Source organism: Natrinema zhouii (assembly GCF_013456555.2).
Taxonomy (GTDB): domain Archaea; phylum Halobacteriota; class Halobacteria; order Halobacteriales; family Natrialbaceae; genus Natrinema; species Natrinema zhouii.
Genome location: NZ_CP084883.1, coordinates 187,916 through 212,847, shown reverse-complemented (window position 1 = coordinate 212,847; position 24,932 = coordinate 187,916). Strand labels below are relative to the sequence as shown.

The window sequence follows — 24,932 nt, the reverse complement described above, 5'->3', positions numbered from 1 at the left end:
TTTCTCGATGCGCTTTCTGATTCGTACTCGTTCGACGATGCCACCCCGAAGGATCTCCTTTCTTGGACTGTCCATTATTCATGGACGCGCGGCTTTGTCTTCCCATTCCCCGAGTCGAAACGACAGCGGGGCGTCGCTTGAGGCGAGTGAATTTACACCCCTACTGTTGTAATTATCCTGCTGGAACTGCCGGCATTTCGCCGATTCCGTTCAACACTAGTGGACGGGAGTGGACGAGATTTTTTCCGCGCGCCCGTTCCCAATAGCGCTTCGGATCGAGGAGGAGCACGGATGAGCGATTTTCGTCCAATATAACCGAACGATTTATCGGCGAGCAGTCGAACGTACGGATATGACCGGGGGAACGTCCACGATGTCGTCGGTCCTCAGAGCGTTCACCGTCCTCGAGACCCTGGGGGAGGTCAACGGCGCGGGACCGTCCGAGCTCGCTGCGCTGCTAGACATCCCGAAGAGTACCGCGCACGCGTACCTCCGTACGCTCGCGGAGACGGGGTACGTCATCAACGACGGCGGCGAGTATCGGCTCAGCTACCGGTTCCTCAAGACCGGTTCCCAGATCAAGCACCGAAACGGCCTCTTCCAAGTGTCAGAGGAGTTCCTGAAGGACCTCGCCGAACAGACCGGCGAGCTCGTGTCGCTAGCGGTCGAGCAATCAGGACAGGCGGTGATCCTGCACAAGACGTTCGGCGAGCGCTCGCTCGAGTTGGGCATTTACTCTGGAATGACGATACCGCTGCACACAAACGCAACGGGAAAGGTGATTCTCGCGCACCTCCCAGACGAGCGAACCGACGAGATCATTGAAACGCGGGGATTGGCGCAGGTGACCGACGAGACGATCACCGACGAGGGTACGTTACGGGCGGAGCTGGACGAGATTCGAGAGCGAGGGTACGCCGTGGACTGGAACCAGCAGGTCACCGGAATGGGACTCATCGCCGCACCCATCCTCGTTGACGGCCGACTGGACGGTGCTATCGGCATCGTCAGCCCGACGGGTCGGATCAGGAACGACAGCTACCAGCGGACGCTCCTCCAGAAGTTACAGGAGACGATCGATTCGATCACGATCAAGCACCGGTACGGACCGTAAGCGTCCGGAGCCGGCTGGTTCGCCCCGCTCTCGAGCAATCGAACCCCTGTCACCCTAAAGAGAGTTCGAGGGTGGACTCACGGATTTTCTAGGAATCCTAGGCACGGAGGTTTTCGGTAACCAGCATGAGAACGGTCACGAACTTCTCAATCCGGTTACTCGATCACAAGACTCGTACTAAACTAACAGTACCGCACGTTGTTTCCGTAGTCGGTAACCGAACTCCCAATGTGGAGAATCCTCGCGCTTTAGCGCAGAGAGGATGTTAAGTATCGTGTTCGGCAAACGCATTGCCCGCGTCCTCGGCCATCTCTTTTGCTTCGATATGTGAGTAAGATTTCCGAACCACTTCTTCACTGTTATCAAGGAGACGAGCAGCAGCAGTGAAGCCGCGCTGTCGGACCATCACTTCACCAGCACCGCGGCGGCCACCGTGCAGTGCGAGATATCCGTGTTTATCGTCGAGATCAACCCCGGCTCCCTCGCACAGTCGTCGCATGATTCGGCGAGCACCGTCCGTGTTGATCGAGGAAGGCGCCAACTCGTATTCACGGAGGGCGCCGAAAACGTTGGGTTGGCCGGTAAGCTCGTCGATGAACTTCTCGACCTCGTCCGATGACCACCCGTATTCTTCCCGGAGTCCCGTTCGAAGCGTTTCGTAAAGCGTCGGGAGGTGGAACGTCGGGAAGACCGGCCAGTCATCCCCGGCGGGATCGAGCAAACCTTCATATCGCGACATAGGATTTATCACTTGTTTCGTCAGCGATCTATCGGACCAGTTCTGTTTTTTCGCGAGTACGGTCATCTTTTGATCCGCGAGGGAGACGTCGCCCCATTTGAGGCCGTTCCGACGATCGTCCTTTGGATCCGCGACAATCTCACCACCACGAACGCCGGAGTAGCAGAGGACGTAGACGAGCGCTCGGTCTCGAAACTCCTGGATTGCATCGAGCCCTTTCTCGTCAGCAGCATCGTGTGCCCGCTCGTCGACGTACCGTGTGATCAGCGTTCGATGTTCATCGGTCCAGGCCTGTTGATCCCCCGACCGTCGACCATCGGTTTCGGGCAGCGGTTCCTTCGCGACGTTGCGCTGAGCGTAGTTCGCTTCGAGGAGTCCTTCGCGAACGCACCAGCCGATGTAGGCGCTCACGTGTGCGTAGTACGTCTGAACCGTTCCCGGTGCGAGCTCTCGTCCCGTGAGTTCTCTGGCGTACCGTCGGAACGTTCGTTCGGTCAACTCGTCGAAGGTGTCGATAGAGTGAGGATCCGTCTCGAGCCATGCGAGGAAGTCCTCAACACAGCGCTCGAGATTTCGCTGGTAGTTCCCGCTGCCCTCGCTGCCCTTCGATTTCGACCGGAGGAACTCCTCGAGTGGCTCGGCAACCGGTATCGATTCGGAATTCACGCTCTGTTCCCCTCGAGAGCCGTGTTCGTGCTGAGTACCATCGTTCGTGATTCGTAGAGGGGATGGACCCTCATAAAACCACACTTGATTATTCAACTAATCAAGTGTAATGGCCTATCCCCCTCGTTCGTCCGTTCTCAGACAGCTGACGCCAGTAACAGTGGGGATCTCAATTTGATAAACTATATCGTGATATATAGAAACTGGTGGCCGAATAGTGAGGCTATGGAGTGGTAGCAACGGCTAAAATGCGTGGTCTGTCAGTTGAGTTCTCCACGCTTCGGTAACTAGCAACTCGGCGCCCCCTCTGGGTTTTCAAAGTCATATTTCAGGGCAAACTCCCGCAAATCTAATCGTCTGTCGTCATTTTCGGGGCACTAGCAGTGCAGAATTGGTAGTATCGCGTAGTCACCTCCGTTTCATGTCGGGTTGATCCGAAACCAGCGTCACGTCTTCTTAGCTAATAGAGATATATTCCAGCCAGCGGTCGGCGAGTTATCTGCCAGTTCCTCGAGGTCGCCCTCGTTGTCAATCAGAACGCCAGTGCTGGAGGTTTTCCCGCTCGGAGCGAGACGACCTGTCTTGAAAATCGCGTGCTTCGTCTTCTTGTCAACGGTCTCGTTTGCGTACTCTCTCAGTTCAATTCATGATTTGATAGCCACGAGGGTGTCATAGAACGGTTACCACACTATAGTCATACTTCTTATATTTATAGGGCGTTATTAGCTTAGAATACGATGCACTAGGTATACGGACTACAAAATAAGTTAGAGAGTACTCTTTCGTTTCCGTATTATGATCTCTCTCACTTGTTGGGCGTGATCTGACTCGGTTTGGATGAACGCTCCGAGATCGTCACACTCAGCGACCAGTTCGTCCACTTCTTGTACGATTTCTTCGTCAACAGCGATTCCGAACTTCTTTTTGGCCATAGTAAAACAAGCTAAGAACAGCGTGCACTAAGTGCACGACGGTTTCAATCCGTTAGATCTGATTCAATAGACCATGTGAACCCTTCTATGACACGCTCAGCCACAGTAACGTCCATAGTCGATGACTCACCACCAGACCTCAAGAGAATTGGCCTGCGTACTACGATTCGATCTTCTCGATGATTTCGAGTGCTTGCTCCTCGGCATTCTCCTCGCCGACGTTCTTTTTGATCAATATACTTGTGACCTCCCAGTCGTCGCTGCCCTCGACTTTGCCGGTGCGCACCTCACTGCCCTCGGAGACCGACTCCGCCGGATCGTCCGCCCAGTCGGGGGTTCGGATCTCGTCGTATCGGTCGGGATCACGAAACCGAACGTGAATGTACTCATCTTCCGTTTCCACGCCGTCGACGTCTGGAGTTTCGGCCATAATCGGCAGAACCTCGTCACTGGGCCTAAATCTCGACCTTGAATGTGCGTCGTCCCAGTTCGATCCCGTTTCGTCGGCGGTCATCGTCTCGTCGAGCCGACGCTGTTCAGTGGCGTTGCGGGCTGGCGTCAGGATGTCACTCGAGGTGTCCTGTGAACCAATCGGCCGCGTGATCGGCGACCGCCTCGAGTTCACCGGGTCCCTCAAAGAGGTGGCCTGCGCCGTCTACGACCCGGAGATCTTTCTCGGAGGAGAGTGCATCATGGACCTCCCGGTTCAGCTCAAGTACCGAGTCGTCCTCACCACCGACGATGAGTAACGTTGGCGCAGTCACGTCGACGGACTCGATTGCCATGTCAACCCGCCCGCCGCGTGAGACTACTGCGTCAATTTCTGTCATTAGTTGTGCGGCCCCGCGGAGGGCGGCTGCAGCTCCCGTACTGGCACCGAAGTAGCCGATCGAGTGGTCACTCGTCTCCGGTCGGTCGCGGACCCATTCGGTCGTTTCAACGAGTCGATCCGTTAGCAGTGGAATGTCAAATCGGTTCTCTCGGTCCTGATCTTCGGCTTCGGTGAGCAGGTCGAACAAGAGTGTCCCGAGGCCGTGCTCGCGCAGCGTCTCCGCGACGAAATTATTTCGCGGACTATGTCTGCTGCTCCCACTCCCGTGAGCGAAGAGGACCAGGCCAGTTGATTCGCTCGGAACCGACAGCTCCCCCTCGAGAGCTACGTCTTTAACCGGGATCTCGGTCACGGTATGTGATCCGTCAGTCGCCATGTACGGCAGTGCATCGCGTATACGGTTTACTGTTGGGGGATGTTGACTTTTGTCCGACAGTACTGCATCTCATTTGGTGTCCGTCAAGGCAACAGCTCTCGGTCGCAGGTTCGACACACGCTCATTCCATACTTCCGCGTGGCCTGTTGCCGTGACTCACATAATTCGCACTCGGAACCGGCCATGGAGCGCTGTTCAGAGGTATCGATTGGCTCATTGCGGGACTGGGAACTGGCTGACTCGGGACTAAACATAGCGAGGGTACTTAGAATATGAATGAAGATGAGTTCTTCACCAGCGCATGTAAGCTCTCACAGAAGATCTAACAGTAGAATAGTATGATTTTCATATTTGTTAGAATAATGAAATAAGGTGACGCCCCAAGTGAAACAGACTTACTAATTATTGGGATTAATTCTGAACTATCCACTTCATTATAAATAAAAATTCTCAACATATATGTCCATAATTCGTCTCCGATATCATAGTCCGCATATCTTGTGGAATGATCAGTTCGAGACTCCATACTTGCGACACCACAGTCAGAGAAACCATCAATCGTCCTTTTTGAGATCGCCGTGGAGAGAACACGTTGAGTTCACAATTCATGAGCGATCATGACTATCGATCGACGACCGAAACTGAACACGAAACGGTGAATCAAGACGACCGACGACGGACGATCGAGCGGCGTAGTTTCCTGACCGCGGTTGGGGTCGGAAGTATGGCGAGCATCGCCGGCCTCGTAGCCGCCGACAATCATGAAGACGCGAACGGACATGGATCACTCATCGAAGTAGCTTCATTTCCTGATCGGTTGCTAACCGGTATTGCCGTTTCGGGTGACGAGCGAATCTTCGTCAACTTCCCCCGGTTCCCGTGGGCGGTGCCGATCGACGTGTCTGTCGCCGAGGTGACCGAGGATGGGTCAATCACACCGTATCCGAACGCGTCGTGGAACCAGGGGCAGTGGAACTCCAAGAACAAGGAGTGGACCGGCGACGTTCCTGCGGAACAGTTCGTTGGTGTCCAGAGCGTCCACGTCGAACCGGAAGCGCCGAACACGCTGTGGGTCCTCGACACCGGCAACCCGAAGTTTGAGGCGATCGTCGAGGGTGGACCCAAGCTTGTCCGGATTGACCTCGAGCGCGACGAAGTCGTGGACGCCCACCATTTCTCCCCGGAAATCACGCCGACACCGAACGGCGCTGCGTACCTCAACGACGTTCGCGTCGACGTCGAGCATGGGGTCGCGTACCTGACCGAATCCGAGCTGGGAGCACTCGTTGCTGTCGACCTCGAGACGGGGGAGGATCGTCGAATCATGGACGACTGGAGCGAATTGACGACCAGACCGGTGATCGGGATAGTCATGCATAATTCGCTACTTGAGCCAGTGCGAAGCCGTCACCGGTACAGTAGCTACTCGATATACTGTGATTCCCACGCTCGTCGGTCCTCGATAGCTTCTTCGCCGTCTTTCGTGATTGCGTAATAGTTCGTTCGCCTATCGAGCTGCCCTTTTTCGACGAGGCCTTTGTTGACGACGGTATCGAGATTCGGATACAGCCGGCCGTGATTGATCTCGTCACTGTAGTACTGCTCGATCTCTTCTTTCACATCCTGACCAGACGGTTGGTTAGCACCAGCGATCACGTATAGCAGGTCTCGTTGGAACCCTGTGAGATCATCCATGTCGTGGCAATTCAATCGTTCTGATGTTTGTTATCAGATCCGTACATGGCTGTATGTCAACGCTAGAGGCCATCTTTTTACAAGTTGGCCGGAGAGGCTCACAGAGTTTTCAGCCTGTATGTTTGTCTATATGCTATGTAGACCGGTCTCTCATGCGGACTCCTAACTTCCAAATGTCTCTCCAAGAACTTATAGTATGTCCAATAAGGAATACAATTAAGCAGTATCGTATTGAGCGTTATATGTGCGGGTGAAGTGACACATGTATCTGGCCGATGACCCTCGTCCCCCGCTTCCCGAGTGGATCATTGAGGCGTACGCTGTCCTTTCTGCTGAGATATCGAACTCAAACACCGAAGACAGCAACCAGCAGGTCCCGTCAATCGATCGAGATCAGGCGATCGATATCCTTTGCACAACTGACCAACTGACACTCGAGCCAGCGGATGCAGAGCATGCAATCACACGGCTACTCGAGCGCGGGTATTTTTACGAAGTCGGCGCTGAACTCCGCGTGACTCTCCCATCTGCGGAGTGAAGATGTTGCTCTGTCACTTGGATTTGGGGAGGAAGCCGCTCACGTACTGGTCTTCCCACTTGCGACGGGCTTCGAGTTCACGGTGGCCGCGAGCCGTGATTGTATAGTAGTTCGTTCGGCGGTCGAGTTCTCCCTTCTCGACGAGGCCTTTGTCGACGATCTCGTCGAGGTTCGGATAGAGCCGCCCGTGGTGTATCTCACCTTCGTAGTACTCCTCGAGTTCCTGTTTGATCGCAAGTCCGTGGGGTTCGTCTTGGCCGGCGATCGTATACAGCAGGTCGCGTTGAAATCCTGTTAAATCGTACATATCTCTTCTGTGTTTTATCAGGGTATAAGAGTGACGAGAACAGGATGTGGAGCGTCTACCGTCGGTGGTTTAGGCGATACGAGATTTGTCAGTTATTGTCGAACGGGTTACCATCTAACTCACTCGTATCAGGATTATCACCGCAATTCGATGTACTTTCAAAGTCAGGACTGCAGGTGGAATTGAGATATCGAATTCGGCAGCTATAGAGACGTACGTTCCTTTTTGCGAGCGTATCATAGGATCTGTGTTGGCTGTGTCAGCAGGATCACCACCAAGCTGACTCGCGTAACCGATTGATTTGAGCGAAGTTCGTCGATCAACTCATACCCTGCGCTGTTCGGCAGCTTCGCTGTGCCGCCGAGTCCCTCGAATAACTCCGTGAGAACGCTCGTGTAGGTGTTCTTATCCAAGCAGTCGATATGCGCCGTTCGGATGTGATCTGTTGCCTGCTTAAGCCGCCGGACGAGCAACTGTGCTGCGTTAGTCTTTCCTCTGTCGGGCGGCCCGTGGATAAAGGCCCCACCGACGCGCTGGCCCGACTAGATGGGATTGAGTAATGAGATTCATTACCGTTTGAATGACTATCCTCTGTGAAAGGGGCTCCAGCTGAATATCCGATATATCTGACGTGTATTCCGCTCGCTCATACGGCGCTATTCAGATGTTCATACGATTCGGTAGACAATTTTCACCGTAGACACAATGAAACAAACGAAGAAAAGCACTCCACCCATGAGGATAAATCTCTCACCAAATATGCTTTCACCAAGAAACCCTGCCGTAGCCATACCTATTGATCCGGTAAACGTAATCGCAAGCCCCATGTCCCCAGCCGTATTCAACGTATCTTCTGTCAGATACTTCTTATAGAATCGTATCCCACCAACTATCGACCCGAAAAGAACAACGATGGTAGACATAACGGCGAACAGTACTTGGAGAACGATCGGGAGTGCAGGCCCGGGGAGGAGAACACTCCCAACTATCGCAACGAGCGCTAATCCCCCAAGCAGAAGGACAACCCCGCCGACAATTCTGACCGATTTCTTTTCTTCCCCCTCCAAATTCAGATTTTGTTTCAGGGTTAGCAAAAGGGCCGATCGGATAAGATAATCGCCGACGAACGTCAAAACACCCACACTACCAAATAGAAGTAACAGCAAACTCACGTCCGACTCAAGCAAGAACCCGCCTATAAGCATCCCGGCCGATGCACTGGCAACGATCGCGGTCGTCATTTGCTCAGTTAGGACGGGCTCTTCGCTCCCATATCGATTTTTGAACCCTCTCGCCCCTTCTAACACGACGCCTAACAAGAATACGGCTGCTGAGATAACCCCAAGGAATGCTCCTATGTCGGATACTGTCCACGAGGCGATGAAACTGTTTGTACTACTGTCGCTCGTTATCTCGTTGCTTGTCTCTCCATCCTCACTGCTGTCACTCCCTCCTCCATCTCCACCATCACTTCCGCTGCTGGGATTGACTGCGTTTTCGCCCCCGTCGCTACTTTGTTCCTCAGTTGGTTCACCACTGCCGTCAGTGTTCTCCTGACTGCCGTCAGTACCCTCGTCACTGTCTCTTCCCTGTCCCCACTCAGAATCGTCAAACTCGAACTGTGCTTTGATCCGTTGCTCTACCCGATCGGCGTCTGCTTCAAAACTACTTGCAATACTCGCATCACCAACACGTTCCATATCGAAAACGCGCAACGCGTATCCACCCTCGAGCGAACTATCAATCTCGCTCGTACCGACGACTTCGCCGGTCATTTCGTACCGACCGATTTCAGTCACCGTCGGAACGCTTTGAATCTTGTTGGATACGCCTGCGTAGGTTATCGGCATCTCGCCAAGGCTAGTCCCATCGACTAAAACACCAGAATGAACGACGATATCATGCGTCACCGGGACACAGATCGGGGGTGACATTGGAACGGCAACCGATTTATCACCACACGACGCGACCGAGGTGAGGTATTCTTGACTAGATGTTGACGACCCGGCGAGATCCGATTCAACTGTGACAATCTCCCCTTCGTAGTTACCACTCCGAATTTCAGCAGGCGAATCGAGCGTCTGGCTGTCATAGTTCACATCGACAAGCACTATGTCGTACCCGGTCGGTTCTGAGACATCTCCACTCGGCCCATAGATCGGTACTATTGCGATGTCGATCGCCGCAACACCCTCGCCCCAGAACCCTTGGCTAAATGACTGTGCTTGAGCACCCGATTCGGGTACCTGAATCTGAAAGCCACCATTCCGCTGTGCTGAATCGTTAGATCCATTCAGCATTCCCCAACTTGCGAGTTCACCTGGTGGCTCTTGAAAGAGGTCGCTGGATAGGCCACCAGGTTCGGCAAAGTATCCAATTGTCTGTTGACTCGAGACGGCCGATGAGGGTTTGGCTGCAAGGGAAACGACTGCCGTTGAAGCCTCGAGCCGAACGACCTCATATTCGTGTTCTTGGGGATTCTCATCTAGGTCGTCGAATGAAACTGGTGTTCCACGCGTTTTGACCTCGAAATCATCCGCGACGATGATACTCCCGGAAACCTCGCCGGTCGAGAACGATCTTCCGTCGATAGTCGCTTCCCCTGCCGGAATGGGGTCAGAACTGAGTACGATATGCCGGTCATTGTTTGAGTCGATGACGACTGTTGTCTCACTAGGAGGTTCTATCCCGAACTGCTCGAGCGTTGATTTGATCTTGTCGAAATTCTCGATATTGCTGTCAGTGACCTGCCCATACGAAATTCCCGTTGTAGTGTCTCTGAATTGCGTTGTCGCGGTGGTAGCCGCCACGCTTGAACCAGCAGACAGAACTGAAACGAGAACGAGTGCCGTGATCGCGACCGCAGTAAGTCGGTGCATTGAGTGATAGTATCAGTGCTATCGGATAAACATCTAGAATTTCGTGAACCAACTCTCTCACCCCTCCGCCGTAGTGTATCCTCACTCATGCCCGCGAGGAGTGCCTTGTGTAGATCTTCGATGGGAACTTGACCGCCATCCATAGTACCACGTTCTGGGTGAGACCCCTGATCACTGTACGCCGAGTCGGGAACCGGATCATCGACACCAAGAGCTCGGTCAAGCTCAGAGACGTCCTGTGGATCGGGTTCGTCTGGCATCATCGGTCGAGCACCTCGACGTCGGGATTTGCACCGGCTGGACCAGCGACCGCTTTCGCCCGCTCGAGTTCGCGGAGCTCTCGCTGAGCCTGCCGTTCGAGGGCGTCTGCCCGACGACAGCGTTCAATTCTCCCGTCGTCGACGACATCGTCGTTATCGATCGTGGAGAGCTTGCCTCGGTGGTCGATCTGCTCGAGCATCAGCGTGTAGCCTCCTGAGCCGCGTCTCGAGCGTCCGCCTGCAGGTGTTCGTACCGGACCTCACAGCTGTCCGAACAGAATCGGCCAGCGTATCCTGCCTGATCACGGGCGAGTCTCGTATAGGTCGGTACTCGTCACGGTCAGTCATCTAGCAATACCTCATTTCAGGAACCGAATCATCTCAGCCCTGCTCGACGCTATTGCTGTGAATCTTGATTCCATGCATTGTACAGTGGACTTTGTTCGCGTCCCCTGCACCCCTCTAGGGAGAGAAACTGTCTCGAAAAGTCCCTCTCTCCTATCGAACGAATATCCATCCGGAGCAGGAACGAGCGCGGTTCGAATCTCGACATCGACACGCCGAAGATGCTTACAACCACTCTCCGGCTGGCGCTGTTCGAAGTCTGGGCAGTAACAGGTCTCTGCCTCGATGTCGAGTTCGTCTGTGTTCCCCCTCTCACTCTCGACTTCGTAGATCGGTCCCGCCGCGGTGAAGCGGACGTCCATCTCCTCGCTCAGCGCACGGCGTGTTTGCGCGTCATTGATCGAGTACCCTCCTGCCTCGATCGGGGTCGGTGGTGCTGGCGTCTCGCATTGATTTGAACAATTTGTGTATTACTACAACCGACAGAGACCGCATCAATCGCTCAACGGAAACACGCCAACTGAGGAAATCCAGAACTAGACGGTTCCGGTCTATCAACAGTGACGTATCGTGTGGCAGTCGTTGGAGTCAATAGCAAGAAATATATTACGTCCGATAATTTGTGTAATACATATCATTTCTGCCATACTGATGGCAGTCGTAGGAACTCCCTGTCCGATAATCGTTCAACGGTTCGACTCGTACTGCTCGAGTTGGGCGAGAAGGTACGCGTCGCGGTCGGCGACGACCGCGTCGGGATCCGCGTCCGTCCAATCGTAGATGCCCTCGCCGGTCTTCAGGCCGAAGTCGCCCTGCTCGACGAGCTCTGAGACGACCGGGTTTGGATCGGTGCCCCGGTCAAGTTCGGGCATGAGATACGATTCGATGGCGTAGTGGACATCGATCCCGGACTGGTCGACCTTCTCGAAGATCCCCATCGACGGGAGTCGGAACCCGAATCCGGCTTTGACTGCCTTATCGATGTCCTCGGCGCTCGCGATGCCGCGGTCGAGTAACGAGAATGCCTCGTAGCACATGGCCATCTGAATTCGGTTTCCGATGAACCCCGGTACGTCCTTCTCGACGGTGATTGCTGTCTTCCCGAGATCGTCGAGAAATGCCGTCATGGCCGCTGCGAGGTCGTCATCGGTCTCCTCGCCTTTCACAACCTCGACCAGCGGGACGATGTGGGGCGGGTTGAACCAGTGCGTTCCCAGCACTCGGTCGGGGGCGTCGGTTGCAGCAGCAATCTCGGTGATCGATAGACCGGACGTATTAGTTGATAGTACAGTTTCAGAGTCTGTTAGGTCAGAGAGCGTCTCGAACACTGTCCGTTTCACATCCAACTCTTCGGTGACGGCCTCGATAACGAGATCGACGTCCGCGATGACCGCCTCAAGGTCGGTTCCGCTGGAGACCGCGTTCCGGGCCGTCTCGAGTTCCACTCCCAGCCGGTCGTGGTCGTCGAGTTGTGAGAGCGACTCACGGATGTGATCATGGGCGGTCTCGAGTCGCCCTTCGTCCTGATCGTACAGTCCGACGTCGTACCCCTCACTCGCGAACACCGTCGCGATTCCGTGACCCATCGTTCCGGCACCGACGACTGCGACGCTGTCGGGATCGAATTGCGTAGCCATCACCGACACCTCGTCGAGCGGGGCCTAAAATCTCATGGACGACCGTCCGTCGACAGGGGCACCGCGGGTGCTCACTCGAGGTCGATCGCGACGTTTTTGTCCGCAGGTAGGAGTCGAGCGCCTCCAGTCCTTTCTCGCGACCGATGCCGCTCTGCTTGTAGCCGCCGAATGGCGTCTGGTTCGTGTCGCCGAACCATTGGTTGACGTAGACGTTGCCGGCCTCGAGATCCTGGGTCAGGCGGTGGGCCCGCGAGATATCGGTCATGAAAACACCGGCCGTCAGGCCGTAATCGGAACCGTTCGCGATCTCGATCGCCTCGCGTTCGTCCGCGAAGGTGAGCACCGAGAGGACCGGACCGAAGATTTCCTTGCGAGCGATTCACATCTCGGGTTCAACGTCGGAGAACACTGCCGGTTCGACGAAGAAGCCGTCACGATCGAGCGTCCTGCCGCCAGACTCGAGGGTCGCGCTCTCGTCGACGCCAACGTCGACGTACTTGAATATCTTCTAGAGCTGTTCTCGGGAGACGACGGGGCTGACCTCGGGGTCCTCGCAACCGGGACCGATCGACATCAATGACGCGACGTCGACGAGGTCGTCGCAGGCGGACTCGTGGATGAGGTTACGGTCGGCAGCCGAGCAGATTTGGCTCGCGTTGATGAAAATACCTGTCGCGATCGACTCGGCGGCCTTGAGGTCTGCGTCCGGAAAGACGATCGTCAGATTCTTGCCGCCCAGTTCCAGCGTGACCGGCGTGACGCTGCCAGCGGCAGTCTCCATAATATGCTTGCCGGTCAGCACGTTGCCGGTAAACGTGATCTGAGCGACACCCTCGTGATCGGCAAACGCCTGTCCCACGGGGTCGTCGTAGCCTGGCATGACGTTGACGACGCCGTCCGGAACGCCGGCCTCCTGACAGAGTTTCGCGAGCCGCAGCAAGAAGGAGCGGCGTCTGCTCGGCCGGTTTCACGACCGTCGTGTTGCCGACCACCAGCGCCAGCGCGACGCCGCGAGCGAAGATGTTGGCCGGGAAGTTTCACGGCGTGAGCTGTGCGCTGACGCCGTAGGGTTCGCGGACCGTGTAATCGGCCTGTCCCGGACCGAGCGGGATTGTCCGCCCCTCGAGTTTGTCGGCCGCGCCGGCGTACTACTCGAAGTACTCGGCTGCGCCGATCACGTCACTTCGGGACTGCGAGAGCGGTTTCCCCTGATCGAAGCTCTCGATGGCCGCGAGTTCATCGGCATGGTCGTGGATCAGGGACCGACTCGATGGACGAGCCGGCCGAACGAGGCCGGCTCGAGGTCGCGCCAGTCGGCGAAGGCCCGCCGTGCGGCCACGACCGCATCGTCGATGTCGATGGCTTGTGCGGCCGCGACTGTTTCGATCGACTCCTCGGTCGCCAGACCGACCGTCGTCAGCGTCGCCCCGTCGGTCGCAGGGACGTATGTACCGTCAACGAAGAGGTCGGTCCCGGAGAGTGCGGCGAGCGGCTTAGATACCTGCTGCTAGTCGTCTGAGTCGGTCATACAGGCTGTATTCTCTTCGAATCGAACATCAAATACCCGTCCGGATGACAGGTTCGTCAGTCGCGACGCGCCGCGACGGGAGCTACCGCTCTTCGACCGATGGCCGTCGGTGAACGGCGTCTCGATGGCCGCACTCGAGGGTGTACGTGCTCGAGCGGGGCCGCGGGCGTTGCGAAGCGTTCGCTCTCGTCACTCCTGCGGGCCGTAATCGGGGCTGATATCGTCGCGGAAGCGCGCCTCCGCCGAGAGCTGGTGGGCGTGCGTGCCCTCGAGTTTACAGATCTCGGCCGCCCACGGCGCAATCCGAGCAGCTCCCTCCTCGGTCGCCTCCTGATGGGTGAGGAGCTTGAGGTACGTACTGACTGTGATGCCGCCGCTGTAGCGGGCGACCTCCAACGTCGGGAGGCTGTGGTTGGTTCCGACGGCCTTGTCGCCGAAGACGACCGGCGAGTGGTCGCCGAGGAACAGCGAGCCGTAGTTGGTGAGGTCGTCGACGATCGAGCGGGGGTCGTCGATCATCACCTGCAGGTGTTCGATCGCGTAGTCGTTGACGATGTCGACGGCGGCGTTCATGGAGTCGGCGACGGCGACCTCGCCGTTCTCGTCCCAACACTCGCGGGCGACGTCCTCGGTGCGCAGGTCACTGGCCTGCTCGTCCAGGGCCTCGACAGCCGCCTCGGCGACGTCGTGGTCAGTCGAAACGAGGATCGGCCGCGAGTTGGGGTCGTGTTCGGCTTGGGCGAGCAGGTCGGTCGCGACCAGTTCGGGATCGGCCGTCTCGTCGGTAAGGATCAGCACTTCGGAGGGACCGGCGAGGAAGTCGATGCCAACGTGACCGAAGACCTGCCGCTTCGCCTCCGTGGTGAAGACGTTTCCGGGGCCTGTGATCTTCGCAACGCCCGGGACGGACTCGGTGCCGTAGGCCATCGCACCGATGGCCTGCGCGCCGCCGATGCTGTAGATCTCGTCGGCTCCGGCCCGATCCATCGCGTACAGTTGGGCTGGCTGGATGCTGCCGTTCTCCTGTGGCGGCGCGCAGGTGACGATCTGATCGACGCCGGCTACCTTCGCGGGGACGATCGACATCGCTGGCGCGGCCACGAGCGGGTGGCGACCGCCGGGGACGTACGTGCCAGCGGACTCGACAGGGACGATGCGCTGGCCGAGTTTCACGCCCTCCTCGAACTCTTTTTCGAAGCCCTCGATATGCTCGCGCTGTTCCTCGTGGAACGCGCGGACGTTCTCGATCGTGTTGTCGATCGTTTCCTTCTCGGCGTCGGTCAGTTCCGCGGCTGCAGCCTCGATCTCCGCGTCATCAATGCGGAACTCGTTGACCTCGACATCGTCGAACCGCTCGGTGAACTCGTAGAGCGCCTCGTCGCCGCGCTCCTTGACCTCGCTCAGGATGTCGTGGACGGCGTCGGTCACTTCTTGGTCGATCTCGATCGAGGCGCTACCCGCCTCTTTCAGATAGTCGACTGTCTCGGACATGTGTACGAGTCAGCCATCCTCCTCGGACGCTATAAAATCCGTGGCTCTCCCTTGCGCGCTCCGTCCATCCGAGCGGTCTCGGTCCGTCCCAGTCGAGGGCGAGGAATTATTGTCCGGCCCGCGAAATCGATGTCCATATGCACGACGGACGAACCGTCATCGTGACCGGCGCGAGCGGTGGCATCGGACGGACGATCGCACTCCGACTCCTCGACGAGGGGGCGAACGTCGCGCTGGCGGCGCGCAGCGACGGCGTCGAAGAGACGGCGGCGATGGCCGACGCCGAGGACCGAGCGCTCCCCGTTCGGACGGACGTGACTGAGGAATCGTCGGTCGAGGAGTTGATCGAGCAGACCGAAGCGACGTTCGGCGGTCTTGATAGCGTGGTGAACAACGCCGGGATCGCAGGGCCGACGGCACCTGTGACGGAGGTCGACACCGACGACTGGGACCAGACCATGGCCGTCAACGCGAAGGGGCCGTTTCTAGTTGTTAGGCACGCCGCACCGCTGCTGACCGAGAGCGACCGCGGGAGTATCGTCAACGTCTCATCGATCAGCGGGAAGCGGCCGCTCGAGGACCGGACGCCGTACACTGCGTCGAAGATGGCCGTTATCGGGCTGACGCGGACGCTCGCGTTCGAACTCGGCGACGACGACGTGACGGTCAACGCCGTCTGTCCCGGTGCGACGAAGGGGCCACGCATCGAGCGCGTCATCGAGAACCAGGCCGAGCGACGCGGCATCTCCTACGAGGAGGCCAAACGGGAGGTGTTCACCGACGACGCGGCGCTGGGCGAACTCGTCGACGCTGAGGACGTTGCGGACACCGTCTCCTTCTTACTGAGCCGGCAGGCGCGTCACATCACGGGACAGGACATCAACGTCGACGCGGGAACGGCGTGGTACTGAGGGGGCGAGTGTCGACTGCGGAGTACTCGTCGTTCAGCGGCGGAATGTCCGCGATCAGTTCGACCTGTTTCGTGAGCGCGCTGACTGCGTACGGGCCCTCGTCGGCGTCCGGACCGTAGTCGACGGCGTAGTAGGGCGTGTAGACGAGTTCGAGACGGTCGAGTGAGGTTTCGGGTTGCTTGACCGGACGATACGTGCGGTCGATGTAGGAGAACAGCCATTCGTCCCACTCCGCTTCGGCGTCGTCCTCGTCGTACTCGATCGGGACGACCTGCGATTCGGGGATCTCGCGGGTCTCGACGTCGGGGAGGGTAACGTCGACTTCGCCGACGCGGCCGGTCGCCGCGTCGACCGCGGCGATGAACTTGTCCTCCTTTTCGCTGAGCCCGACTCGCTGGAGCGTCACCGTTGTGTAGGCCAGATAGTCGGGATAGTAGAGTGCGGTGATGGTCGGCTCCGACTCGTCCGCACGACCGAGAAGGGACCGAAGCGTCGACAACAGGTAGCTCGTCACCGTCAGGCGATCCGTCCGCTGGACCGCGTCGTCAGCGTCGATTCGAGGCTCGAAACACGGGATCTCCATTATCGGCAACGAACCACGACGCCTACTTATACTGTTCGCTGTTCCGAACGGCGCGTCGTCGGTCGGGGCTGATTCGGCCCCACGCCGGCGTGGCGGCCGCTGCGTAGTCGTTGTGCGGACCCGGCGGTCGCGTCCGAGACAAGAGGGCACGGAACGGTACGAGCTGCGATGACTCTCGGTGGCGTCGATCAGTCGTCGTCGACGACGCCGCCGTCAGAGAGTTCCGTTGAGCCGCGGAAGATCTCGTTGCGATCCTCGACGGGCATCGGCTCGGTGAACTTGCCCGTGACGTACGTGGTGAAACAGCTCACGAGGAAGCCGATCCCGGTCGACGCGAACGGGTTCTCGTTGTACGGGAAGAGTCCCTCGTACAGCCCCATCTGCGGACCGAGGTGGATCACAGCGTAGACCGCGAAGCCGGCGAGGAAGCCGGCGAGAGCGGCCGTCTTCGAGGTCGACTCCTTGAGGCTACCGACGAGGTACGGACCGCTGTAGGCGGAGATAATACCGCCGATACCGATCCACATGAAGATCGAGAGGTACTGTGGCGGCGTCATCACCGCGGCAACGGCGGCGACCGTCACGACGACCGTCGCGATTCGCGATATCAGCAGCGCGCGCTGGTTGACCTCGTCGCTCAAGGGATCCCCGCCCTTCCACGGGACGTACGTCTTGCGGTAGAAGTCGTTGGCGAAAATCTGCGAGACAGAGATGATGAGCCCGTCGGCCGTCGAGATGATCGCGCTCAGAATGGCGACGCTGAGGAACGCGGCGACGACCGCCGGCATCGTCTCGGCGAACAGCACTGGGACGATGGCATCAGCGTTTTCGACCTCGATCCCGTTGGCGGCACCGAGGGCCCCGGCAAGGTACATCAGCGGCAGCACCATCCCGGCGACGCCGGCGGTGAGCATGAACTTCTTGATGTACTGCGTGCCCTTGATCGCGAAGAACTTGTTCCCGAGGTGGGGCTGGGCGGTGAAGCCGATGTGGGCGATAAAGAGCAGGAGGATCGCCCACCAGCTTGAGAAGGTTGGATTGTCCGGATTGGTGTGGGTATCCCACTGCTGGGCCGGATCGAGGTTAGCGTTGACGGCACTGATACCGCCGTCGAGCCCCCAGCCGGTCAGGACCATCACGAAGACGAGAATGGCGATGCCAACCATGATCGCGCCCTGGACGGCGTCGGTGATGATATCGGCGTTACTGCCCCCGAAGGTGAGATACAGCAAGAGCAGGCCGCCGGCGAACCAGATCCCGACCTCGTAGTCGAGGCCGAGGATGGTGTCAAACATATGTCCCGCTGCGACGACCTGCGACATGACGTAGAACAGCAGGAACAGGGCGATGAAAGAGGCGAGCAGTCGGAGCGTCGGACTCCGGAACCGGTCGCCAAGGAAGTCCGGAATCGACTGCGACCCGGCCTCGTCGCCAACCTTCTTGGTAATGCGAGCGACAAGCATCATCCCGAGGTAGGCCCCGATGGGGTAGATCAGCGCGTAGTAGCCGGCCTTGAACCCCATGTCGTAGGCCATTCCGGGCATTCCCATGAACGTCGATCCGCTAGCGACCGTCGCGGCGTAGGCAAACCCGAGCGCGAGGAAGCCGAAGCCGCCGCGCGCGGTCGCGTAGTCGTCCTGCGACGTGGTCTTCTGCCAGCCCCAGTAGCCGAGGCCGGCGATCATCACGAGATACATCGCGAGAAACGCCCACGAATAGGTGACGACGGTGTCGGAGACTGCCATCACTGACCACCCCCGCGATCGGCCCGCCGTTCACTGCTCTCTTCGATAAGATCCTCGATCTTCATCACCCAGATGGCGACGGCGATGAAGTAGAGGATCGACGTCACTAGCAGCACCTGTAATACGTTCATTGCTACCACTACACCCCAGACTTACTTACAAACAAAATAAATGTAACGATCTATTGCCTAGCTCGAACGTTGAACTGTCGTCCCACCGTTAATAGTCTGCCAGACTTAGCTCGATCGCGTTGGCCGTCCCCGTGACGATTTCCGGCAATTCGGTCCGGAACCGTTCGCCCCGAAATCGGTTCTTCGGCCCAGAGACGACGATCGAGCCGAGGAGGTCTTCCCCGACGATGATCGGACTTGCGACGGCGCGGAACCCATCGAACGTTTCGTTATCGTTGAGCGCGTACCCGCGCTCGCGGATCGTCTCGAGTTCCGCCAGCAGTTCCTCGATATCCGTGATGGTATTTTCCGTCCGCTTGGGGAGTGGGTACTTCTCGACGATCTCCCTGACGCGGTATTCCGGAAGATGGGCAAGGATCGCCTTTCCCGAGGCGATGTCGTGGAGTGGTACGCGTCGACCGATCTCGCCGTAAGGCTGGACCGCGCGGTCGCCCATCGCCTTCTCGATGAAGACGCCCTTCCCGTACTCCTCGACGGTCAGCCAGACGATCTCGCCCGTCTCCTCGGCCATCTGTTCGAGGGAGGGTTTCGCGACGTTCGCCAACTCGAGTCGGTTCTTGGCCTGTATCCCGTAGTTGAGACACTTGAGGCCGACCCGGTACGTTGAGTCCTCCTTGATGAGGAACTCATGTTCGACTAGTGTCGTTAGGTGGTCGTGGGCCGTACTTTTGGCGATCCCGAGGTGGTCGGCGACCTCGGTCGCGCCGGTCCCCTCAAGTTCGTGGACGGCCTCGAGGACACCGAATAGGTTGTTCGCCGACTTGACGGTCCGACTCGGGTTGTCCGACATCGTTGTCGTTCGAGGTGGGCCCGGATAATAAGGGTGTGGTCTCGATCGGAGCGGAAATCCGCTGCTTCCGAACGCGAGTTCGAACACAGCGATTCGATGAACCGGTTTTGGCGCGTAATCGCTGGCCTCCGTTCGGAAATAGCGGATTTGATATCCACGATAAGCCGACGATTATTAATATAGATCTGCTAACGATCGGGGCGTTCGACGGCGAAATATGCGTGGCGGCTGCAATATATTACACGTATATGCTTGTAATTTCTGCGGGCGTTCGGGAATACCGAACGCACAGCGAGGGGTCGCACAGATGTAGAATTAAGTGGACGGTCTCGTTACGATCCAACACGGATGTACGAACCAGATACGGTGTGGGATTTCGCTATCGCGGACCAGATCAAGTTCGGACTCGGATCGACCGCTGAGTTGGGGGACGAACTCAAGGCCCGCGATGTTGAGCGACTCCTCGTGATCACGGACAAACAACTCCGCGAACAGGGGATCGTCGACGACGCCACCGAATCGGTTCCCGAGACCGTCGACGTGATGATGTTCGACGACGTCGAGTCGGATCCGGCCATCGATGTCTACGAGTCGGCACTCGAGGCCGCCGCCGACAGCGACCCCGACGGCGTCGTCGGCGTCGGCGGTGGGAGTTCGCTGGACGTGGCGAAGGTGACCGGCGCGCTCGCCGGGACGGACCGAGACGTCCTCGAGTACGTCGCGCCGCCGGTCGGCGGCGGCCGACCGGTCCCCGACTCCGAGATTCCCGTTTTCGCCGTTCCGACGACCGCCGGAACCGGCTCCGAGAGTTCGCCCGCGGCGGTCGTCTCGCTTCCAGACCGGGAACTCAAGGTCGGCATCTCGAGTCGCCACATCTATCCGGATCTGGCGATCGTCGATCCGTTACTGACGGTGTCGCTGCCGCCGGCGATCACCGCCTCCTCCGGGATGGATGCGCTCACGCACGCAATCGAGGCGTATACGACCCGTCGATTCGATACGAAAGAAGCGCCGGCTCACGCTGGCGACCGTGCCGATTACGGCGGCCGAACCCAGTTCACCGACGTCTACGCCGAGAAGGCGATCGATCTCATCAGCGGGAGCCTCCGTCAGGCAGTGAATAACGGCTCGGATGTCGAGGCACGCCGCGATATGTCGCTGGGCAGTCTCCTCGCCGGCATCGCATTCACCAACGCCGGGCTGGGCGCGACCCACGCGATGGCCTACCCGGTCGCCGGCGAGAGCCACACGCCCCACGGCGTCACCGTCGCGGCACTGCTCCCGTCGATCATGCGGTACAACGCGTCAACGGCGTTCAGCCGCTACGCAACCATCGCCGACCTCATGGGCGAACGCGTCGAGGATGTCAGCGACCGCGAGGCCGCCGACCGCGCCGCAGCAGCGGTCGAAGCGCTGTCGGCCGACATCGGCATCCCCTCGGGCCTCGCCGAACTTGGTGTCGAAGAGGACGACCTCCCGCGGTTGGCCGAGAAGACCGAGGAGATCCAGCGACTGCTGGTCGGCAACCCCCGACGTGTAACGACCGAGGACCTCGAGTCGATCTTTGAAAACGCGTTGTGAGGTCGATTAAGCCGGTAGGCCTGCGTGTGGTTTCAGGAACGGACCGATGAGTAGCGTCGACCGAGGACCGATCGACAGTTTCACCTCCGGCTGACCGACACGTCGAACGAGAAGGTAGCAGACGAAGATTGTCGAAACACCAAAAATCCACTATACAAAGGTAGTATTCACTTTAATAATAAATAATACATAGTTAATTGTTCTTGGCGTTTACTAATGTTTCGACGGTTATCGCAGCCACGAGGATAATGACTAAGTGATTCACTTCACGTGAGGTATGTTCTGAAGGGATAAAATTGTCGCTATGGCACCGTCTAGTTAGTGCGGTTTGAGAAGCGAGCAGGTCGTGAAGTGAGTTTAGGATGATGCTCGCAGACCTGCTCAGCGAGTGTTACACAGCGGAATTTGATGAAGCTTGGGAGCGGACGGCGACGCCCATCAGGGCGTTCGCTTCGAGAGATACAAGCAATTCTTCGCTTGATCGGCGTAGAACGCACTTATCAAGCAATCTGGTACTGGGTACATCGGCTAGCTGATAGTGTCTCAGACCCGCCGACATCCACGAGAACAAAGCTCTCGTGCGCCCCATCAGAACGCTTCGCGTTCTGAGGACGGCGAAGCCGTCATGGGTCGCCATTGATGAGACTGCTGTCAAGATTAACGGCGACTGGTCTTGGGCGTACGCCGCAATAGGCTTAGACTCACGGCTCATTCTCGATGTCGCAGTCTTCGGACAACGAGGCACTGATCCAGCCGCTGCGTTTCTCCACCGATTGACCGTGAAACACGATCTCTCCGACACCATGTTTCTCGTTGATGGCTATGGTTATCTGACTGCCCTCTCTCGATTAGGATTGAGCGGTCAGCTCGACTATGTTGAGCGAAACCCGCTCGAAAAATGGTTTCATACCCTGAAGATACGTGTTGACCGCTTTCACAATTCGTGGGTGGGTAGTTGGGCGAGCGTGAGAAACTGGCTTGAGCAGTTCGTACACTATTATAACACATAGTGACCGCACCAGTCACTCAACGGACAGACGCCAGCGGAGGTGTTAAAATAGACAGTTCCCATACGGTTATTTCATTGTTTTACCGGGACAATATCACTGACAAAACAGCCAAGTTGGGTGTAGATATCATCACTGACAACAGCGATGCCATCGGCATTCATCTTGAGGTAGTCGTCGCTGCCACCGTCGTTGGCGACACGATGCATCGCGTACCAGCGGAAAGCGTGGCCACAGACCCAAATCATCGTCGCGGAGGAGAGCCTCGTCAAATTGTTCCGCGATCCAGTCTACAGAGACGACATCAGGAAGAAGTAGTCTCCAGCCTGGGATTCAATGACTGGTTTGGCAGAAGGGTGTTCAAAGGAACTAAGCGAAGAATCCCTCGTCTTGACGCTGTCCAGGAAACCGTTCAAACGGGTAGGCGACAGAGACCAACCGAGTTGAGCTTACCGCTATTAAGTAACAATTCAAAGGGAACCGACGGTCCGGTCGAATAAAACCGCACGGGAAAACCGGAGCCCTACTTCGGGGGAGTAGTCTACTCTCGCCACGGCCCGGAAAAGTCGGTATTATATAACAAGAAATTCACCTGATTGCAGGTGGGGCACTGAGAACCTGTCGTCTCGTCGATTTCATATTTGATCTGACAATACCGGCAGTATAACAGTGTCAAACGATTACCAGTTGCTTGACCGACATGAACTCCCATGGTGATACCTAACAGGCTGTTACACAAGCTTTATCATAAATGGTTGGGGTTAAGTACACCATTTCTGTACCGTTACAAAATGGTTCGGATGAAGTATTCCTTTACGCATACGCACGACGAACAGGCAAGGTACGATCGCGTTCGCCGCGACCGGTTAGGAAATCGCGAAAAGAGATAACAAACAACACGGTGTAGGCGCAGATATGGAAATCAGACGAGCAACTTCAGAAGATACCGGTGAGATCAGAGCGGTCGCAGCGTCGAGTTGGCGGACCGATTATCCGAACATCCTCAATCGAGAAGCGATCGAAGAAGGCGTTGAGGAGTGGTACAATTCCGAACAGATCGCGTCCGAACTGGCGGAAGACGACGCGATACTCTTAGTGGCCGAAATCGACGACAAGGTGGTCGGGTTCACGCACGCCGTCCGTCGACAGCGGACGGGTTTCATCCTCCGAGTGTACGTCAATCCCGACTACAGAAAGCAGGGTATCGGCACCGAACTCTTTGCCAGCGCTCGAGACGCCCTATTGACCCGAGGCGTCGACGATATTCGGGCGATGGTTCTGGCCGGAAACGAACCCGGGAACGTGTTCTACAAGACGGTCGGATTCGAGAAGGTCGACGAAGAAGAGACGGTTATCGGCGGCGAGACCTACACGGAAAACGTCTATGTGCGAACGAAATGAGTCCAAGGAAGGGGCCGAGAACTGACCTCTCAACTGCCGGAATCATGAACGAAATGGATGGGTGCTGGTGGGTGGTCAACCTTCACTGAGCAGAAATCAGTGACGCTACGGGGCTCTATGGAGCCGAACGGAGAGACCGGAATGCGCTCAAGAGGTATCTGTTGTTTCTGTCTCCGCGTTCACATTCCGGAGAGAAATAATTGGCCGTACAAATGACATCTTTGACTATACGGGGAGTCGTCATTCGCCGTCATCAGCAATTCTATTTTGGATCTGCATCAGGTAATCACTGCTACTGGTCAGTTGAGATCCCTATAACAGAAGTACGACGAACAATGATAAACCGCTATGCCACCTATCGGACAACAGATGGCATCCAAAGAACAGTCCGCCTTTCGTCCTGCGATCGATGTCCACACGCACCTTTTTCCCGAACGACTCGCTGCCGCGATTCAACGATCGCTCAGCAACGAGGCAGGGTGGGACTTTTCGACGCCGACAACCCCGTCCGAGATCGAAGATGTCCTTCGAGCGGCAGGTATCACGACGTATGTTGCCCTTCCGTACGCTCACAAACCCGGAGTCGCGATTGAAATGAACGAATGGCTCATCAATCAGGCCGACTCATTAGATCGACTGATTCCGTTCGCAACGGTTCATCCTGATGATGAAGACGTTGCGGCCATAGTCCGAGAATCGTTCGAGAGGGGTGCACGAGGACTGAAAATTCACTGCCCGGTTCAGAAATGCCGACCTGCCGATTCGCGGCTCAAACCGGCACTTGAACTGGCAGCGGAGTACGATCGCCCAATAACGTACCACGGCGGTACGGCACCGATGTTCGAGGACAGCCCGTATGTTGGGGTAGACCCGTTCACCGATCTTGTCGATTCATATCCAGAACTCAGAGTCTGCTGTGCACACATGGGCGCCTACGAGGTTGAAGCGTTTCTCGACCTCGCACGAGACAACGGGAACGTCTATCTCGATACGACGATGACGATGTCCGCATCGGCTGAAGAGACGATGGGATTCGACCCAGGTACAGTCGCCGATGAGACGCTCGTCGAACTCTCAGAATCGATTATGTATGGGACTGACTTCCCGAACATCCCGTATCCGTACCGCAACGAACGCGTCGAACTGCTCGCTCGAGATCTGCCTCGAGCGGCGGTCCGTGATATCTTTTATCGAACCGCCGCCGCCTATCTCGATCTCGACGAGCAGGGGGCTCCCGAGGATCGTTAAAACGTCCACCCGACGCGTTCGGGGCCAAGCAGAGAGTCGACCGTCTCGGGGCCGAACGGTACGCATCCGGGGAAGAAGTCGACGCACCATTCTAACGGGAAAGCGATAGTCGCGTACGGTAGCGCGAGTGAAACCG

22 protein-coding genes and 4 pseudogenes are annotated in these 24,932 nt (G+C 57.3%); 8 read left to right on the top strand and 18 right to left on the bottom strand.

All coding sequences use genetic code 11. The features are described 5' to 3' along the window. Window positions 1–352: 352 nt before the first annotated feature. Entirely contained in the window at window positions 353–1,114 is a 762-nt protein-coding gene (locus HYG81_RS41315) for an IclR family transcriptional regulator (RefSeq protein ID WP_226778363.1), read from the top strand. A gap of 265 nt (window positions 1,115–1,379) precedes the next feature. Here HYG81_RS41315 and HYG81_RS41310 read toward each other — a convergent pair whose 3' ends face one another. The 3 genes from HYG81_RS41310 to HYG81_RS41300 form a co-directional block, all read right to left on the bottom strand. Beyond that, window positions 1,380–2,519 carry a tyrosine-type recombinase/integrase gene (locus tag HYG81_RS41310; protein ID WP_226778362.1) on the bottom strand — a complete coding sequence of 380 codons (1,140 nt, stop codon included), beginning with the start codon at window positions 2,517–2,519 and terminating at the stop codon, window positions 1,380–1,382. Window positions 2,520–3,611: 1,092 nt separating this feature from the next. After that, entirely contained in the window at window positions 3,612–3,881 is a 270-nt protein-coding gene (locus HYG81_RS41305) for a hypothetical protein (protein ID WP_226778388.1), read from the bottom strand. A gap of 136 nt (window positions 3,882–4,017) precedes the next feature. Further along, the gene (locus HYG81_RS41300) at window positions 4,018–4,659 is read right to left on the bottom strand and encodes a dienelactone hydrolase family protein (RefSeq protein ID WP_226778361.1); all 642 of its coding nucleotides are present in this window, start codon (window positions 4,657–4,659) and stop codon (window positions 4,018–4,020) included. 607 nt (window positions 4,660–5,266) lie between these two features. On the opposite strand from HYG81_RS41300, the gene HYG81_RS41295 reads away from it, so the two are divergent. Beyond that, window positions 5,267–6,154, top strand: a complete 888-nt coding sequence (locus HYG81_RS41295; RefSeq protein ID WP_226778360.1) for an L-dopachrome tautomerase-related protein — start codon at window positions 5,267–5,269, stop codon at window positions 6,152–6,154. Here HYG81_RS41295 and HYG81_RS41290 read toward each other — a convergent pair. The 6 genes and pseudogenes from HYG81_RS41290 to HYG81_RS41265 all read right to left on the bottom strand — a co-directional run. Beyond that, window positions 6,082–6,354, bottom strand: a complete 273-nt coding sequence (locus tag HYG81_RS41290) for a PadR family transcriptional regulator (RefSeq protein ID WP_226778359.1) — start codon at window positions 6,352–6,354, stop codon at window positions 6,082–6,084. The genes HYG81_RS41295 and HYG81_RS41290 overlap by 73 nt on opposite strands. Window positions 6,355–6,905: 551 nt before the next feature. After that, entirely contained in the window at window positions 6,906–7,199 is a 294-nt protein-coding gene (locus HYG81_RS41280) for a PadR family transcriptional regulator (RefSeq protein ID WP_226778357.1), read from the bottom strand. A 236-nt stretch (window positions 7,200–7,435) separates the two neighbouring features. Beyond that, complete coding sequence (locus tag HYG81_RS45920) at window positions 7,436–7,714, bottom strand: Cdc6/Cdc18 family protein (protein ID WP_425607574.1); 279 nt, start codon at window positions 7,712–7,714, stop codon at window positions 7,436–7,438. A 153-nt stretch (window positions 7,715–7,867) separates the two neighbouring features. Next, complete coding sequence (locus HYG81_RS41275; protein WP_226778356.1) at window positions 7,868–10,078, bottom strand: hypothetical protein; 2,211 nt, start codon at window positions 10,076–10,078, stop codon at window positions 7,868–7,870. Between the two features lie 259 nt (window positions 10,079–10,337). Then, entirely contained in the window at window positions 10,338–10,538 is a 201-nt protein-coding gene (locus HYG81_RS41270) for a hypothetical protein (RefSeq protein ID WP_226778355.1), read from the bottom strand. A 312-nt stretch (window positions 10,539–10,850) separates the two neighbouring features. Further along, window positions 10,851–11,132 (bottom strand): annotated as a pseudogene (locus HYG81_RS41265) (hypothetical protein); the annotation flags it as partial. Between the two features lie 7 nt (window positions 11,133–11,139). Here HYG81_RS41265 and HYG81_RS41260 point away from each other — a divergent pair. Then, window positions 11,140–11,223: pseudogene (locus HYG81_RS41260) on the top strand (integrase core domain-containing protein); the annotation flags it as partial. A gap of 146 nt (window positions 11,224–11,369) precedes the next feature. Here the strand turns inward: HYG81_RS41260 and HYG81_RS41255 are convergent. From HYG81_RS41255 to hisD, 4 genes and pseudogenes are all read right to left on the bottom strand, one after another. Continuing rightward, window positions 11,370–12,320, bottom strand: a complete 951-nt coding sequence (locus HYG81_RS41255; RefSeq protein ID WP_226778354.1) for a 3-hydroxyacyl-CoA dehydrogenase family protein — start codon at window positions 12,318–12,320, stop codon at window positions 11,370–11,372. Beyond that, window positions 12,235–13,200: pseudogene (locus HYG81_RS45625) on the bottom strand (aldehyde dehydrogenase family protein). Before HYG81_RS45625 ends, HYG81_RS41255 begins: the two are co-directional and overlap by 86 nt. Window positions 13,201–13,575: 375 nt before the next feature. Further along, window positions 13,576–13,707: a hypothetical protein gene (locus tag HYG81_RS45620; protein ID WP_340674452.1), complete on the bottom strand. Its 132-nt coding sequence runs from the start codon at window positions 13,705–13,707 to the stop codon at window positions 13,576–13,578. Window positions 13,708–14,037: 330 nt separating this feature from the next. After that, a complete protein-coding gene (hisD, locus tag HYG81_RS41245; RefSeq protein WP_226778353.1) occupies window positions 14,038–15,339 on the bottom strand; it encodes a histidinol dehydrogenase in 1,302 nt (433 codons plus the stop codon). Between the two features lie 137 nt (window positions 15,340–15,476). Between hisD and HYG81_RS41240 the strand changes: the two genes are divergently transcribed. Beyond that, entirely contained in the window at window positions 15,477–16,250 is a 774-nt protein-coding gene (locus HYG81_RS41240; RefSeq protein ID WP_226778352.1) for an SDR family NAD(P)-dependent oxidoreductase, read from the top strand. On the opposite strand, the gene HYG81_RS41235 is transcribed toward HYG81_RS41240, so the two are convergent. The 4 genes from HYG81_RS41235 to HYG81_RS41225 all read right to left on the bottom strand — a co-directional run bounded on the left by HYG81_RS41235 (window position 16,219) and on the right by HYG81_RS41225 (window position 19,559). Continuing rightward, complete coding sequence (locus tag HYG81_RS41235) at window positions 16,219–16,833, bottom strand: hypothetical protein (RefSeq protein WP_226778351.1); 615 nt, start codon at window positions 16,831–16,833, stop codon at window positions 16,219–16,221. The two genes, HYG81_RS41240 and HYG81_RS41235, sit on opposite strands and share 32 nt — an antisense overlap. Before the next feature lie 188 nt (window positions 16,834–17,021). Beyond that, entirely contained in the window at window positions 17,022–18,578 is a 1,557-nt protein-coding gene (locus HYG81_RS41230) for a sodium:solute symporter family protein (protein WP_226778350.1), read from the bottom strand. Beyond that, window positions 18,578–18,709 (bottom strand): hypothetical protein, encoded by a 132-nt coding sequence (locus HYG81_RS45505; RefSeq protein WP_255647810.1) that lies wholly within the window; start codon window positions 18,707–18,709, stop codon window positions 18,578–18,580. The genes HYG81_RS41230 and HYG81_RS45505 overlap by 1 nt, the downstream gene beginning before the upstream one ends. Window positions 18,710–18,797: 88 nt before the next feature. Further along, on the bottom strand, window positions 18,798–19,559 hold the full coding sequence (locus HYG81_RS41225; protein WP_226778349.1) for an IclR family transcriptional regulator: 762 nt from the start codon (window positions 19,557–19,559) through the stop codon (window positions 18,798–18,800). A 348-nt stretch (window positions 19,560–19,907) separates the two neighbouring features. Here HYG81_RS41225 and HYG81_RS41220 point away from each other — a divergent pair, with 348 nt between their 5' ends. Continuing rightward, entirely contained in the window at window positions 19,908–21,140 is a 1,233-nt protein-coding gene (locus HYG81_RS41220) for a hydroxyacid-oxoacid transhydrogenase (RefSeq protein ID WP_226778348.1), read from the top strand. A 362-nt stretch (window positions 21,141–21,502) separates the two neighbouring features. Beyond that, window positions 21,503–22,201 (top strand): annotated as a pseudogene (locus HYG81_RS41215) (IS6 family transposase). A 20-nt stretch (window positions 22,202–22,221) separates the two neighbouring features. On the opposite strand, the gene HYG81_RS45500 reads toward HYG81_RS41215, so the two are convergent. After that, on the bottom strand, window positions 22,222–22,356 hold the full coding sequence (locus HYG81_RS45500) for a hypothetical protein (protein WP_255647809.1): 135 nt from the start codon (window positions 22,354–22,356) through the stop codon (window positions 22,222–22,224). Between the two features lie 706 nt (window positions 22,357–23,062). Between HYG81_RS45500 and HYG81_RS41210 the strand changes: the two genes are divergently transcribed. Both HYG81_RS41210 and HYG81_RS41205 read left to right on the top strand, forming a co-directional pair. Continuing rightward, window positions 23,063–23,548: a GNAT family N-acetyltransferase gene (locus HYG81_RS41210; protein ID WP_226778347.1), complete on the top strand. Its 486-nt coding sequence runs from the start codon at window positions 23,063–23,065 to the stop codon at window positions 23,546–23,548. A gap of 348 nt (window positions 23,549–23,896) precedes the next feature. After that, window positions 23,897–24,796 (top strand): amidohydrolase family protein, encoded by a 900-nt coding sequence (locus HYG81_RS41205; RefSeq protein WP_226778346.1) that lies wholly within the window; start codon window positions 23,897–23,899, stop codon window positions 24,794–24,796. Window positions 24,797–24,932 lie beyond the last annotated feature (136 nt).

Bases quoted from the DNA above. Each gene is read 5' to 3' on its own strand.
- HYG81_RS41315 (WP_226778363.1), top strand. From the start codon at position 353: ATGACCGGGGGAACGTCCACGATGTCGTCGGTCCTCAGAGCGTTCACC.
- HYG81_RS41305 (WP_226778388.1), bottom strand. From the start codon at position 3,881: ATGGCCGAAACTCCAGACGTCGACGGCGTGGAAACGGAAGATGAGTAC.
- HYG81_RS41300 (WP_226778361.1), bottom strand. From the start codon at position 4,659: ATGGCGACTGACGGATCACATACCGTGACCGAGATCCCGGTTAAAGAC.
- HYG81_RS41295 (WP_226778360.1), top strand. From the start codon at position 5,267: ATGAGCGATCATGACTATCGATCGACGACCGAAACTGAACACGAAACG.
- HYG81_RS41290 (WP_226778359.1), bottom strand. From the start codon at position 6,354: ATGGATGATCTCACAGGGTTCCAACGAGACCTGCTATACGTGATCGCT.
- HYG81_RS41280 (WP_226778357.1), bottom strand. From the start codon at position 7,199: ATGTACGATTTAACAGGATTTCAACGCGACCTGCTGTATACGATCGCC.
- HYG81_RS41275 (WP_226778356.1), bottom strand. From the start codon at position 10,078: ATGCACCGACTTACTGCGGTCGCGATCACGGCACTCGTTCTCGTTTCA.
- HYG81_RS41270 (WP_226778355.1), bottom strand. From the start codon at position 10,538: ATGCTCGAGCAGATCGACCACCGAGGCAAGCTCTCCACGATCGATAAC.
- HYG81_RS41255 (WP_226778354.1), bottom strand. From the start codon at position 12,320: ATGGCTACGCAATTCGATCCCGACAGCGTCGCAGTCGTCGGTGCCGGA.
- hisD (WP_226778353.1), bottom strand. From the start codon at position 15,339: ATGTCCGAGACAGTCGACTATCTGAAAGAGGCGGGTAGCGCCTCGATC.
- HYG81_RS41240 (WP_226778352.1), top strand. From the start codon at position 15,477: ATGCACGACGGACGAACCGTCATCGTGACCGGCGCGAGCGGTGGCATC.
- HYG81_RS41235 (WP_226778351.1), bottom strand. From the start codon at position 16,833: ATGGAGATCCCGTGTTTCGAGCCTCGAATCGACGCTGACGACGCGGTC.
- HYG81_RS41230 (WP_226778350.1), bottom strand. From the start codon at position 18,578: ATGGCAGTCTCCGACACCGTCGTCACCTATTCGTGGGCGTTTCTCGCG.
- HYG81_RS45505 (WP_255647810.1), bottom strand. From the start codon at position 18,709: ATGAACGTATTACAGGTGCTGCTAGTGACGTCGATCCTCTACTTCATC.
- HYG81_RS41225 (WP_226778349.1), bottom strand. From the start codon at position 19,559: ATGTCGGACAACCCGAGTCGGACCGTCAAGTCGGCGAACAACCTATTC.
- HYG81_RS41220 (WP_226778348.1), top strand. From the start codon at position 19,908: ATGTACGAACCAGATACGGTGTGGGATTTCGCTATCGCGGACCAGATC.
- HYG81_RS45500 (WP_255647809.1), bottom strand. From the start codon at position 22,356: ATGCATCGTGTCGCCAACGACGGTGGCAGCGACGACTACCTCAAGATG.
- HYG81_RS41210 (WP_226778347.1), top strand. From the start codon at position 23,063: ATGGAAATCAGACGAGCAACTTCAGAAGATACCGGTGAGATCAGAGCG.
- HYG81_RS41205 (WP_226778346.1), top strand. From the start codon at position 23,897: ATGCCACCTATCGGACAACAGATGGCATCCAAAGAACAGTCCGCCTTT.